This is a genomic window from Streptomyces sp. NPDC047081 (assembly GCF_040643775.1).
Taxonomy (GTDB): Bacteria; Actinomycetota; Actinomycetes; order Streptomycetales; family Streptomycetaceae; genus Streptomyces.
Map to the genome: position 1 here is coordinate 1 of NZ_JBEYUY010000027.1, position 12,223 is coordinate 12,223.

10 protein-coding genes are annotated in these 12,223 nt (G+C 72.7%); 4 read left to right on the top strand and 6 right to left on the bottom strand.

Annotated features, from left to right (window positions below; translation table 11 throughout):
- From ABZ848_RS37335 to ABZ848_RS37350, 4 genes are all read right to left on the bottom strand, one after another.
- Positions 1-368: hypothetical protein (locus ABZ848_RS37335; protein ID WP_360839188.1), on the bottom strand; the 368-nt coding region annotated here is incomplete at its 3' end.
- Positions 369-661: 293 nt separating this feature from the next.
- Positions 662-1,774, bottom strand: a complete 1,113-nt coding sequence (locus ABZ848_RS37340; RefSeq protein WP_360839190.1) for an ATP-binding protein — start codon at positions 1,772-1,774, stop codon at positions 662-664.
- Positions 1,771-2,508, bottom strand: coding sequence for a response regulator transcription factor (locus tag ABZ848_RS37345; protein ID WP_242766257.1), 738 nt, complete (start codon positions 2,506-2,508; stop codon positions 1,771-1,773). The genes ABZ848_RS37340 and ABZ848_RS37345 overlap by 4 nt, the downstream gene beginning before the upstream one ends.
- 142 nt (positions 2,509-2,650) lie before the next feature.
- Positions 2,651-3,328 carry a spermidine synthase gene (locus ABZ848_RS37350; RefSeq protein ID WP_360839192.1) on the bottom strand — a complete coding sequence of 226 codons (678 nt, stop codon included), beginning with the start codon at positions 3,326-3,328 and terminating at the stop codon, positions 2,651-2,653.
- Positions 3,329-3,612: 284 nt separating this feature from the next.
- Here ABZ848_RS37350 and ABZ848_RS37355 point away from each other — a divergent pair, with 284 nt between their 5' ends.
- From ABZ848_RS37355 to ABZ848_RS37370, 4 genes are all read left to right on the top strand, one after another.
- On the top strand, positions 3,613-7,680 hold the full coding sequence (locus tag ABZ848_RS37355; protein WP_360839194.1) for an AAA family ATPase: 4,068 nt from the start codon (positions 3,613-3,615) through the stop codon (positions 7,678-7,680).
- A gap of 70 nt (positions 7,681-7,750) precedes the next feature.
- Positions 7,751-8,125, top strand: coding sequence for a hypothetical protein (locus ABZ848_RS37360; RefSeq protein ID WP_360839195.1), 375 nt, complete (start codon positions 7,751-7,753; stop codon positions 8,123-8,125).
- A complete protein-coding gene (locus ABZ848_RS37365; RefSeq protein WP_360839197.1) occupies positions 8,122-8,520 on the top strand; it encodes a hypothetical protein in 399 nt (132 codons plus the stop codon). The genes ABZ848_RS37360 and ABZ848_RS37365 overlap by 4 nt, the downstream gene beginning before the upstream one ends.
- Before the next feature lie 314 nt (positions 8,521-8,834).
- A complete protein-coding gene (locus ABZ848_RS37370; protein ID WP_360839198.1) occupies positions 8,835-9,587 on the top strand; it encodes a rhomboid-like protein in 753 nt (250 codons plus the stop codon).
- A 69-nt stretch (positions 9,588-9,656) separates the two neighbouring features.
- On the opposite strand, the gene ABZ848_RS37375 is transcribed toward ABZ848_RS37370, so the two are convergent.
- Together ABZ848_RS37375 and ABZ848_RS37380 are read right to left on the bottom strand one after the other, a co-directional pair.
- The gene (locus ABZ848_RS37375) at positions 9,657-10,574 is read right to left on the bottom strand and encodes an SMP-30/gluconolactonase/LRE family protein (RefSeq protein WP_360839200.1); all 918 of its coding nucleotides are present in this window, start codon (positions 10,572-10,574) and stop codon (positions 9,657-9,659) included.
- Between the two features lie 63 nt (positions 10,575-10,637).
- Positions 10,638-12,137 (bottom strand): sulfatase, encoded by a 1,500-nt coding sequence (locus ABZ848_RS37380; protein ID WP_360839202.1) that lies wholly within the window; start codon positions 12,135-12,137, stop codon positions 10,638-10,640.
- Positions 12,138-12,223: the final 86 nt, after the last annotated feature.

Here is a 12,223-nt window from a genome sequence, read left to right on the forward strand (position 1 = left end):
AAGCGGGTAAGCGGCACAAGGGGCCGTCGGCACCGACCGGCTGCGGTACAGCACCTAGCGGGCTTCGGCGCGGCGGGGGCGGCCGGGGCCGGCGCCGGGACGGAGGCGGCCGGAGCAGCCGGGGCGGCGGGCGCCGCAGGAGCCGTGGGAGCCGCCGTGGTACCCGTCGGAGCCGACGCGGAGGCCGCTCCCGGCTTGTAGTCGGCGAAGAAGTCCCACCAGGCTCGGTCTACCGAATTCGGGTCCTGGAGGTACTGCTGATAGATCTCGTCGACGAGCCACTCGTTGGGACCGAACGCAGCTGCGGGGTTCTTCCCGGCTTGGTCGTCGGTCGAGATGCTCGAGTTACTGGGGGACTGTGGCGACACGGCGGCAACCGCCCTCTTCCGCTTCTCACAAGGTGATGGACAGCGGGAATAAAGGCTACGCCCCCATGGCCGGGAAGGTGAGGCCGAGCAAGGTCATCGTCGCGTAAGTCACACCGCAAAGCGTGTTTCGGGCCCGGAATTGGCGGGAAACAAGCGTGGTTCCGCTACGAATCGGTGGTTCCGGGATGCGTCGATGCACGCCCTGCACACAGTGCGTGCGGGCGTGTGCCTGATCACACGTGTCCGTCAGCCCGGACTCAGGTGGATCTTGAGGCTCCGGACCGGACTTTACGTCAACTTGGAACGGATGTCTCTCCCGGAAGGGTGACAAGAATCCGGCAGCCCCGCTCGGATTCGGCCACTCCGATCCGGCCTCCGTGCAGGTCGACCGCCCAGCGGGCGATCGCGAGCCCGAGGCCCGTACCGCCGTCGCCGCCCTGTCCGTTCGACGCGCCCGCGCCACCGCGGTTGAAGCGCTCGAAGACGCGGTGCCACTCGGAGCGCGGGATGCCGGGGCCCTCGTCGAGCACCTCCAGCTCCAGCGACTCGGGCTGGGCCCCGCGCCGGGCCTTCACGATCACTCGGCCGTGCGGCGGGCTGTGCTTGACGGCGTTGTCGATGAGATTCGCCACTACCTGGTGGATGCGCTCCGGGTCCGCGTGCGCGGTCAGCTCCGGCGGGGAGACGTCGAGGTGCAGATGGACGTCCGTACGCGTGTGGCTGCCGGAGCCCGAGGCGATGCCCGCACGCGCGGGCACGGCCATGTTGGCCTCCTTGAGCACGCCCGACAGATACGGCCACACCTCGAAACGCCGCTGCCGCAGCGGTACGACGCCGTTGTCCAGGCGGGACAGGTCGAGCAGCGTCTCCACGAGACGTCCCAGCCGCTCGGTCTGCTTCAGAGCCGTGCGCATGGTCTCGGGGTCGGCGGTCGTGACACCGTCGACGATGTTCTCCAACACGGCGCGCAGCCCCGCGATGGGCGTCCGGAGCTCGTGCGACACATTGGCCACCAGCTCCTTGCGCTGGCGGTCCTGGGCCTCCAGGTCGTCCGCCATGCGGTTGATCGTCTGGGCCAGGTCGCCCAGCTCGTCCCGGCGGTTCTCGCGCACCCGGCGGGTGTAGTCGCCGTGCGAGATGGCGCCGGCCACGGCGTTCATGTCGTCCAGCGGCGCGGTGAGCGAATGGGCCACGAACTGCGTGATCAGCAGCGTGGCGATCATCGAGAAGACCGTGATGAAGCGCAGCTCCGTCGCCGTACGCATCGCGATCATCATCAGCCCGGTGGTGATGAGAACCGCGATGACGACCAGCGCGCCCAGCTTCGTCTTGATCGAGAACGGGCGCAGCCCACCCCAGGGCTCGGGCTCCCCGGGGCCTCTCCGTGCGGCCGGACCGCCGCTCATGGCGTCGGGGTCTCCAGCGCGTAGCCCACACCGTGCACGGTGCGGATCCGCTCGGCGCCGATCTTCCGGCGCAGCGCCTTGATGTGGCTGTCGACGGTGCGGGTGCCCGAGGCGTCCGCCCAGTCCCACACCTCGGCGAGCAGCTGCTCCCGGGAGAGCACCGCGCGGGGCGTGTTGGCCAGGCACACGAGCAGGTCGAACTCCGTGGGCGTCAGATGGACGTCCTCGGAGCGCACCCGCACCCGCCGCTGCGCGTGGTCGATCTCCAGCTCGCCGAGGCGCAGGATGCCGGAGCGCGGCGTCGCGGCGGCCAGCGCCGCCCGCTCGACGCGCCGCAGGAGCACATGCACCCTTGCGGCCAGCTCCCGCATGGAGAACGGCTTGGTCATGTAGTCGTCGGCGCCGACGCCGAGCCCGACCAGCATGTCGGTCTCGTCGTCGCGCGCGGTGAGCATCAGCACCGGCACCGGACGGGCGGCCTGCACACGGCGGCAGACCTCCAGACCGTCGAAGCCGGGCAGCATGATGTCGAGGATCAGCAGATCGGGCTGCCAGGCCTCGGCGGTGTCGACGGCGGCCGGGCCGTCACCCGCGGTCTGCACGAGGAAACCCTCGGCGCGCAGGCGGGCCGCGATGGCGTCGACGATGGTCGGGTCGTCCTCGACCACCAGCACCCGGCGCTGTGCGCCCGGGGTCGCCGTCGTGCCGTTCTGGGATGTGTGGGTCTGCTCCATCGCCCGCCCCTGTTGCTTTCCGGAATGCGTGGGGGTCATTCCTTCTGACTGGCTTTGCCTGGCTATGCCTGCGCATGCTTGCGATTGACGCTTGAATGATCCGCGTCAGGTGAGCAGGGTACGGGGAGTTACCGCGTCTGGGCTATCCAGGTCGTACGGCGAGGTGTACGACGTCCGGAACGCCCCGGGCAACCGGGATCTCTTCGGTACGCACCTGTTGGAACCCGGCATTCCACAGTGTTCCTTCAAATTCCGGAGAGGGCTGCGCAGACCACACCGCGAGCACCCCGCCGGGCCGCAACACCCTTGCGCAGCCCGCGAGTCCGGATGCCGAGTAGAGCCCGTCATTGCCCTCCGTGACGGTCCAGTCGGGTCCGTTGTCGATGTCCAGGCACAGTGCGTCGTACGTGTCGGATGTCTCATGGACGTATTCCACGAGATCCGCTTCCACGATCTCGGTGCGCGGATCCGCGAGGGCGTCCCGCGACAGTTCGGAAAGCGGGCCGTGGCGATGCCAGTCGATGACGGCGGGTTCACGTTCTACGACGGTGACGGCGCCCCAGCGGGGATTCGCGGCCGCGTGTGCGAGCGAGAAGCCGACGCCCAGGCCGCCGATCAGCACGTTCGGCTCTTCGCGGGCGTCCAGGGCGGCGAGCGCGGCGTCGACGAGCAGCCGCTCGGAACGTCCGTCCGAGGTGTCCATGAGGAAGCAGCCGTTGGCGATGATCTGCAACAGCTCCCCGTGCCGCCGCAGCACGACCTCGCCGTACGGGCCCTCACGACGGTCCAGGACCACGGGGTTGTCGTAGAAGACGCTCATGGCCCCCATCCTGCATGAACGGGAAGGGGAGGGCCGGGGTATCACGGGTGGCCGGGACACTCCACCGCAGCGGCGCGACCGGGGGCGACCGGGGCGCTCGATCGCTGCGTTCGGTCGCTGTGCGGGTTGTGTGAGGGTCGTGTGCCTCGCATGTGGCGCCGCCCGTGCCTACGCTCTTAAGCAGGCTCTCGGCATGCTCTCGGCAGGCGCCTGGCAGGCACCCCTGGCAGGTTCCTCGAGGGCTCCTTGCCGCGAGGGACCGGCGAGAAATGAGTGGTGGCTGGATGGCCGCGCGTGACCCGTTCTACCCGTTCGTGGGACGCGAGGACGTGCTGGGCGAGCTGCGGGCCGCGCTGGAACGGGCGGCGGGCGGCCGGGGCGGGCTGGTCACGCTGACCGGGCCCGCGGGGGCGGGCAAGACCCGCACCGCGGAGGAGGCTGCCGCGCACGCCGACGCCTTCCGCACGCTGTGGACATGGTGCCCGCCGGAGACGGCCGGCCGGGCGTTCCGCCCCTGGTCCCGGGTACTGCGGGAACTGGCCGCGACGGACACGGCATGCGGCCGCCTGGTCGCCGCCTCACCACCCCTCCGCGCCCTGCTCTCGGGCTCGGGCTCGACGGCCCTGCACAGCACGGACGCGGGGCCGGCCCGCTTCGGCCTCACCGGCGACGGCACGGACCCGGAGCCGTCCCGCCCGCGCCTCACCGGCGACGGCACGGATCCAGAGACGGCCCGGCTCCGCCTCACCGGCGACGTGACGGACCTCCTGATCACGGCCGGGCGCCGCCACCCCCTCCTTCTGATCCTGGACGACGTCCACGCGGCCGACACGTCGTCCTTGCGCCTGCTCCTGGAGACGGCGGACGCGGTGCGGACAGCACCGGTACTGCTGCTGGCGACGGCGCGGGATGAGGACGCGGCTTGGGGGATACGGGACTGGGGGCCAGGGGATGTGGGGACGGCCAGTGGTCGGGCAAGCGGCGAGAGGGGCCTGAAGGAAGCCTGGGATGAGGACGCGGCTTGGGGAGGGTGGGGCAGGGGGCCGGAGGGTGCGGGCGTGGCCGGTGGCCGGGCAGGGGGCGAGGGGGACTTGGAGGAGGCGGCCCGGGGGAAAGGGGGCGATGGCAGGGCGGGCGCCGGGAGCGGCGGTGGAGGAAGGGCGGGGGACTGGGCGCGGGGCGCGGGAGCGGCTGGTGTCCGGGGTCGGGGCGATGGCGGTACCGAGGGGCGCGACGGCGGGGGCGAGAGGCGTGATGGCCGCGGGGGCGAGGGGCGGAACCTGACGGGCGGCCCCGGCGGTGATGGACGGGCGCGGGTTCGGGGGCAGTTGCTTCGGCGGGGGCGGGTCCTGCCGCTCGGGCCGTTGGACGTGCGGGATGTCGCGGAGCTGGTCGCGGCGGTGACGGGGGCGGCGCCCGGCGAGGACGAGGTTCGGCGGCTGGTACGGCGTACCGGTGGCGACGCCTTCTTCGTCACCGAGTTGCTGCGGGCGGGCAGTTGGGGCGCCCCGTCGGCCGTGGACGGGCCCGGGGTCTCCTCGGCCGCCGTGCGGGTCGCCGTACAGGAACGGTTGGCCGATCTGACGCCCCGGGCGGCACGGGTGCTGGACGTGGCCGCCGTGCTGGGCACGCGTTTCCGGCTGGACGTGCTGGCCGAGGCGGCGGACGTGCCGCTGGGGGAGGTACGGGCGCTGCTGGGCGAGGCCGCCGGGGCCGGGCTGCTCGCAGAGGCCGGGGCCGACCGGGGTGCCTTCCGGCACGACCTGCTCCGGGACGCGGTGTACGACTCCCTCGCCCCGGCCGAGCGCGCGGCCCTGCACCACGCCGCCGCGGACGTTCTGGCCGGCCACGCCCGCCGCGGCCGCGACACGGGCCCCGCGGAGGTCGCCCACCACCTCCTCCTCGCCGGCCCCGAACACGCCCTCCGGGCCGCCCACTACGCCCACGAGGCGGCAACCCGAGCGGAATCCCTGTTCGCTTTCGAGGACGCGGTGCGGTGGTACGAGCGGGCGATGGGAGCGTGGGGTTTGGTGGGGGTGGGGGGTGAGGACGGGCCGGCGGCGGGTGGTACCGGCGCCGGTGGTGCGGGCAACCCGTGGGCGGAGGTAGCGGCGCAGGACGGCGAGGTCGGTGCTGCACCGGACTCCGGGCCTGACGGGCGCCCTCACGGGGCGGGTTCGGACGGGCGCCCCCGTGCGACGCGTACGGCGGGCGGAGCGGCTTCGGTCGGCCCTCCCCGCGCGGCAGCCGGGCCGGGCTCCGGCACTCCGCTCTCAGCGCCTGCACCTACATCTGCACCTGCTCCATCTCCTCCCCCTCCTCCCCCTCCTCCATTCCCTCCCCCTCCTCCATCCCCTCCGTCTTCGCCCACGGCCCCGTCTCCCCCAGCCTCCGCAGAATTCATCGAGCTCCTCCTCGGCCTAGCCTCAGCCCGCCTCGGCGCCGGTGAGCGCGGCCCCGCCCGGAGCGCGCTGCTCCATGCCGCCGCTCTTGCCCGGCAACTCCGCCGCGCGGATCTGCTTGCCCGGGCCGCCCTCGGGCTCGGTACCGGTGTCGTCGGGTTCGAGGTCGATCTGGCGGACCGGGAGCAGCTCGACCTGCTGACCGAGGCCCGGCACGCGCTCGCCGGCCGGCCCGCCCACGCCGCCCTGCGCGCCGCCGTGACCGCACGGCTCTCCCTTGCCGCCGGGCTTGTCGAGACCGAGCGGCAGCGCATCGCCCTCGCCGAGGAAGCCGTCCGCATCGCCCGCGAGACCGGCGACCCCGCCACCCTCGGCCCCGCCCTCGCCGCCCTCTGCGACGCCCGCCCCGGCCCCGACCACTGCCGCGACCGGCTCACCTGGACCGCGCAGATCGTCACCGTCGCCCGCGACCTGCGCGACCCCGTGCTCGAACTCCTCGGCCGCCGCCTGCGGTTGGTCGCCCTGATGGAGACGGGCGCCTTCGCCGAGGCCGAGGCGGAGGCGGCGGCGTACGAAGCGGTCGTACGGCCGCTGCGGCGACCCCTCTACGCCTGGTACGTGCCGCTCTGGCGCGGCACGCGCGCACTGATGGAGGGCCGTTACGACGACTGCGCCGCCGCCCTCGACGAGGTCGAGGAGCTCGGCCGCCGGGCCGGCAGCGACAACGCCGCCATGCTCGCCGTCACCCAGCGCTGGTGCCTGTACGCCGAGACGGGCGACCCCGACGGGCTGGCGCGGGTACGGGCGGAGGCGACCCAGCTGGAACGCTCCCCGATGCTGTGGCCCCGCGTCTCCCTCGCCCTGGTCGCCGCGCAGTTCGGCCGCGTGGAGGAGGCCGCGCGCCGCCTCTCGGCCGTCGCGCCCCGGCTCGGCGCGGCGCCCCGCGACAGCGAGTGGCTGCCGATGCTGGCCCAGGCCGCGGAAACGGTCGCCGCCGTCGGCTCCCACCCCGCCGCGCCCGTCCTGTACGACCTGCTCGCTCCGTACGCCGACCTGTTCGCGGTGGAGGGCATCGGCGCGGCGATCAGGGGCCCGGTGGACCGTCATCTCGCCCTGCTGGCAACGGCGATGGGGGACGCCGACCGCGCCCGCGCGCACCGGGAGCGGGCACTACGAGCGGCGGAGGCGGCGGGCGCGGTGGCGTTGGTGGAGCGGATCGCGGGGGAGACGCCGGGCGCGGCCGCACGGGCGGGCACGGGCGCGGGGCAGACGCCGAGCAGGGCAGCGGACCCTGAGGCCCCGCCCCACGCACCCACCCCGTCTCCGGTTCACGACACTCACGACACCCACGACAGCCACGACACCCACGACAGTCACGACACCCACGACAGCCACGACACCCCCGTCTTCCAGCGCGAAGGCCCCCTCTGGCACCTCCGTTACGCCGGGCGAGACGTCCGGCTCCCCGACAGCAAGGGGCTGCGCGACATCGCCGTACTCCTCGCGCGGCCCGGCACCCCCGTCCCGGCCGTCGAGCTGGCCGCCCCGCCCGCCGCGGCGGCAGACGCCGACGGCCTGCACGCCCAGGGCGACACCGGTGAGCTGATCGACGCCGCCGCGCGGGCCGCGTACCGGCGCAGGCTGCGGGAGCTGGAGGAGGAGGCCGAGGACGCCGACGCTGCCGGGGACTCTGCCCGTTCCGCCCGGGCCGCGGTCGAGCGGGACGCCCTGGTCGCGCAGCTCGCGGCCGCGTACGGCATCGGCGGCCGGGTCCGTCGTACCGGATCCCCCGCCGAGCGCGCCCGGACGACCGTCACCGCACGTGTCCGGGCGGCCATACGGCGGATCGGTGAGGCCCACCCCGAACTCGGCCGTCACCTGGAGACCGCCCTGCGCACCGGGACGCTCTGCGTCTACCGGCCCGAACAGCCGCCCGCCTGGCGCCTGTGAGACCCCGCCTCACACCGTGCGGCCGGACTTCACGCCTCCTCCGTGAAACCACGAGACGACGGAGGACACCATGCCCCGTACATCCAAGGCCGAGGCCGAGCTCCAGGTCGACGAGCCGGTCATCGAGGGCCGCTACGCCCAGGTCGGTCCGTACACCGTCGGGTACGAGACCATGAAGGAGGACATGGACCCCGCCCCGCTCTTCCGGGGCCTGCCCGACGACCGCTGCCAGTGCCCGCACTGGGGCCAGGTCATCAGCGGGAAGATCGTGTTCCGTTACGCCGACCACGACGAGGTCTTCCACGCCGGCGACGCCTACTACGGCGCGCCCGGCCACCTCCCGCTCATCTTCGCCGGCACCGAGATCGTCGAGTTCAGCCCCACCGCCGAGCTGAACAGCACGATGGAGGTCGTCGGCCGCAACCTCGCGGAGGCGACGTCATGAACGTCAAAGAGCTCGCCGATCTCTTCGTGCGCTTCCTGGAGACCAACACGGCTCCCGACGGCCTGTTCACCGACGACGTCTTCCTCGACCTGACCGTCCCGCAGTGGCGGCTCCAGTCCGTCGGCCGGGAGGAACTCGTCGCCGTGCGCCGCCGCAGCCACCCCTTCCTCGGCACGGTCCCGCGCCACCGCGCCGACCCGACCCCGACCGGGCTGGTCCTGGAGTTCGAGGAACGCTGGGAGGACGAGCAGGGCGGCGCCTGGTACTGCCGGGAGCTGATGCGCGCCGAGGTCAGGGACGGCGCGATCAGCGAGGCGTCCATCTACTGCACGGGCGACTGGAACCCGGCCACCCAGGCGGCGCACGCGAGGGAGGTCAGCCTGCTCAGGCCGTAGGCCCGCCTGAACGCCACGCCCAGCACGTCGGCGTCCCAGACCCCGAAGCCGACCAGGAGGGCTGCCGCACGTTCCCCTTGACCTCGCCCGCTGGGAACGCCGGCGAGCCCGCGTGGCTGGGCCCGTGCCCAACCGGCCACGCTGCTGCCCGCCGTCACCACGGCCGGAACGGGGCTGCCCGCCGACGCGTAGATGAGCGGGACGCCAGAGGACCCTTAAAGGTTGCTGTGAATCGGCCCTCGCGTGGCGTCGGTCATAGACAGAGGTCCGTGGGGAGCCGAAAGGTGGGGTGCGAACGGAAGGAGCCCCGCCCCGTGGAAAACGCCGCGACGGCCGACGCCAAGCCCTTGGCCGCGCCGCTCCCCGAGGTCTCCGGCCTGCTGGACGGACTGCCCCGCCAGCGCGTCCCGGCCCCCACGGTCACGGCCCCGCTCCCCGCGACCCGCCTCCCGCGCCCGTGGCGCCTGCTGCCGACCCCGACCGGAACCCCGTTCACCTTCGCCTTCGCGGCCGTCCTGACGCTCACGTCACTGATCACCACGTACGCGTCCCCGTCCCTCGTGTACGCCCTCCACCAGGGCTCCAGCACAGACGTGGCCCACCTGATCCGCACGCCCGTCCTGGTCCTGCTCGCCAGCGCGCTGTGGGTCGCGGGCGGCCTGGTCTCGCCGTACGTCCTCTGCTTCCTCCTCGTCCTGACCGCCCTGGAGCGCCGGATAGGCGGCGCCCGCACGGCCGTCGTCTTCCTGCTCGGCCACGTCCTGGCCACCCTCGCCACCGAGGGCACGGTGGGTCTCGCCGTCCTGTTCGGCCACCTCCCGCACAGCTCCCTGCACCGCCTCGACTACGGCATCAGCTTCGGCGTCGCGACCTCCGTCGGCGCCCTGGCGGGCCTGGTCCGCCCCTGGCTGCGCTGGCCCATGCTGCTCCTGTTCGGCGGCATGCTCCTGGAGGACCTGTACGAGTTCACGGACCCGATGACCAACTGGGGCCACCTGATCTCCCTGGCGATAGGCGTCGCGACCTGGCCGATGGTCCGGCGCTGCGCACGGGCGTCCGCCGCCTGAGCGCTCCGCGGGATGTGCCGCGATGTGCCGTCGTTCCCCCCTTCGGCCGACCTGCTTGGACCCGCCGCGTCAGACCCGCACCGCCCCCGTCACCGACATCACCAGCGAGTACAGCGAGGTCGTGGCCGTGATGAACAGGCGGTTGTTCTTCGGGCCGCCGAAGGTGATGTTGGAGGCGGTCTCCGGGACGAGGACGCGGCCGATCAGGGTGCCGTCGGGGTCGTAGCAGTGGACGCCGTCCTCCAGGGCCGCGGCCCAGAGGCGGCCCTGGTCGTCGAGGCGGATGTTGTCGTAGTGGACGCCTTTCGCCGCCTCCGCGAAGACCTTGTCGCCCGAGAGTGTGCCGTCATCGGCGACGTCGAAGACGCGGATGCGGGCTGCCCGTGAGTCGGAGACGTACAGGTGCCGCTCGTCGGGGGAGAGGATGACGCCGTTGGGGCCGTCGAAGCCGTCCGCCGCCAGATGCACCTGGCCGGTCGCCGGATCGATGCGGTAGACGTTGCACGCGCCGATCTCGGACTCGGCGCGATGACCCTCGTAATCGCTCAGAATCCCGAAGTCCGGGTCGGAGAACCAGACCGTGCCGTCGGAGCGGACGACGGAGTCGTTCGGGCTGTTGAGCCGCTTGCCCGCGTAACGGTCGGCGAGGACCGTGAGCGAGCCGTCGGGCTCCGTGCGGGCCACCCGGCGGTTGCCCTGCTCGCAGCTCACCAACCGCCCCTGCCGGTCAACGGTGTTGCCGTTGACGTGCCCGGCGCCGGACCGGAAGACGCTCACCGCGCCGCTGCTCTCGTCCCAGCGCAGCAGCCGGTCGTTCGGGATGTCGCTCCAGACCAACTGCCGCCAGGCGGGCAGGTACACCGGCCCCTCCGCCCACCGGCACCCGTCGTACAGCACCTCCAGCCTGCCGTCGCCGTTCGTGCAACGCCCGCTGCTGAAACGCTCGTCCAGGACCTCGTACAGCCCCTTGACGATGTGACCCGGCATGGCTGCCCACTTCCCTCGCTGCTGTCGCCGTCGTCGATCAGGACGGGATGCAAGGTAACCCGGCTAGGCCTGCCGGGCGGCCGCCAACTGCCGGGCCAACCCGGGGATTCCCAGCCGCAGTTCCCGCTCCTGGTTCGCCCCGTGCAGCAGGTTGCTCAGCTGGTAGGGGTCGGCGGCGAGGTCGTAGTACTCCCGGAACAGCACCTCACCGCTGCCCTTGGGGCGGCCGGACTTGTCCAGCCGCGTCCGGTAGTACTCGGTGTACTGCTCGCCCTTGCCGACGTACGTCGCCCAGGTGTGGATCGGCTGCTTGTCCTGCCGGTTCCACCACCACTCGGCGAGCAGATGGGTGCGGTCGTTGCGCCGGTCGAGGAGGGAGTGGCCGTCGACCGGGGTGTCCGGGACGAGGCCGGCCGCGTCCAGGAAGGTCGGCGCGATGTCGACGTGCGCGGTGAGCCGGTCGTCCGTGCGGGCCTCGCCGAGACCGCCGGCCGGCCAGGAGGCGAGAAAGGGCACCTCCAGACTCGGCCGGTACGGCACCGACTTGCGCAGCCAGCCGTGGTCCCCCCAGCACAGCCCGTGATCACTCGTGAAGACGACGAGGGTGTTCTCCAGCTGCCCCAGCGACCGCAGCTTCTCCCGGAAGTCACGCATCGCGTCGTCCACCGACAGCAGCGTCTTCAACTGCCGCTCGCGCAGCGCCTTCCCCTGGGCGAAGGAGTGGTCGGCCTTGCGCAGGAACGGCGGCTTGTCGGCCTTGTCGCTCTCGAACACCGAGGGCCGCCCGTCCCAGCCGGGCGCGCGCGCGTGCGCGTAACGCCGCTCCGGGATGTTCACCTCGTGCGCGCTGCGGGTGGCGACGTACGCGAACCAGGGCCGGTCGTCGACCCGGGACTGCTCGATGAAGGCGAGCGCGCGGTCCTTGATGACGGTCGTGTTGTAGCCGGGGATGTTCCGGACGGTCCCGTTGTCGTTGTAGTGGCCGTTGTAGTACGCCACCGGCTCTTGGAGGAGCCACTCGTCGAAGTGCGGCGGGTTGTCGCCGGTGTGCCAGAAGTTGAGGTACTTGCCGAACAGCCCGGTGCGGTAGCCGGCCTCGTGCAGCCGGCGCTGGACGGTGGTGCGCTGGTCCAGGTGGTACGGGTGCCGGGTGTCGAGGACGCCGTGGTTGTGCGCGTAACGGCCCGACATGATCGAGGCGCGGGAGGGCGCGCAGAGGGGTGTGTTGGCGTGCGCACGGGTGAATGCGGTGCCGTGCCCGCCGAGCCAGTCGAGGGTCTGGGGGAGGGCCCAGTCGGTCTCCTTCGGCTGGTCGTCCGTGAGCACGAAGAGGATGTTGGGCCGGTGGTCGGAACGGGGACGGCGGTACGGCGTGGGGGAGGCGGCCCGGCTCACGGCGGGCGCGGCGGTGTGGACCCTCGCGGTGGCGGGGGCGCCCTCGCCGTCCCCGCCACCCCCACCCGCGGCCCGCGCCACCAGCGGCACGGCCGCTCCGGCGGCCACCACGGCGGCCCCCGCGATCACGGCACGCCGGGCAGGCCCCCGCTGCTGCTCCTGGCTCATCGATGTCCCCAAGTCCCCGTAAATCCCCGTTTTGCGGCGCTTCGACGCACACGCAACCTGTGAACGAGCTTGCAGTGTGCAGGCCG

Excerpts from the sequence above, each read along its gene's own strand:
- ABZ848_RS37375 (WP_360839200.1), bottom strand. The coding sequence starts at position 10,574 with ATGCCGGGTCACATCGTCAAGGGGCTGTACGAGGTCCTGGACGAGCGT.
- ABZ848_RS37340 (WP_360839190.1), bottom strand. The coding sequence starts at position 1,774 with ATGAGCGGCGGTCCGGCCGCACGGAGAGGCCCCGGGGAGCCCGAGCCC.
- ABZ848_RS37345 (WP_242766257.1), bottom strand. The coding sequence starts at position 2,508 with ATGGAGCAGACCCACACATCCCAGAACGGCACGACGGCGACCCCGGGC.
- ABZ848_RS37380 (WP_360839202.1), bottom strand. The coding sequence starts at position 12,137 with ATGAGCCAGGAGCAGCAGCGGGGGCCTGCCCGGCGTGCCGTGATCGCG.
- ABZ848_RS37365 (WP_360839197.1), top strand. The coding sequence starts at position 8,122 with ATGAACGTCAAAGAGCTCGCCGATCTCTTCGTGCGCTTCCTGGAGACC.
- ABZ848_RS37355 (WP_360839194.1), top strand. The coding sequence starts at position 3,613 with ATGGCCGCGCGTGACCCGTTCTACCCGTTCGTGGGACGCGAGGACGTG.
- ABZ848_RS37350 (WP_360839192.1), bottom strand. The coding sequence starts at position 3,328 with ATGAGCGTCTTCTACGACAACCCCGTGGTCCTGGACCGTCGTGAGGGC.
- ABZ848_RS37360 (WP_360839195.1), top strand. The coding sequence starts at position 7,751 with ATGCCCCGTACATCCAAGGCCGAGGCCGAGCTCCAGGTCGACGAGCCG.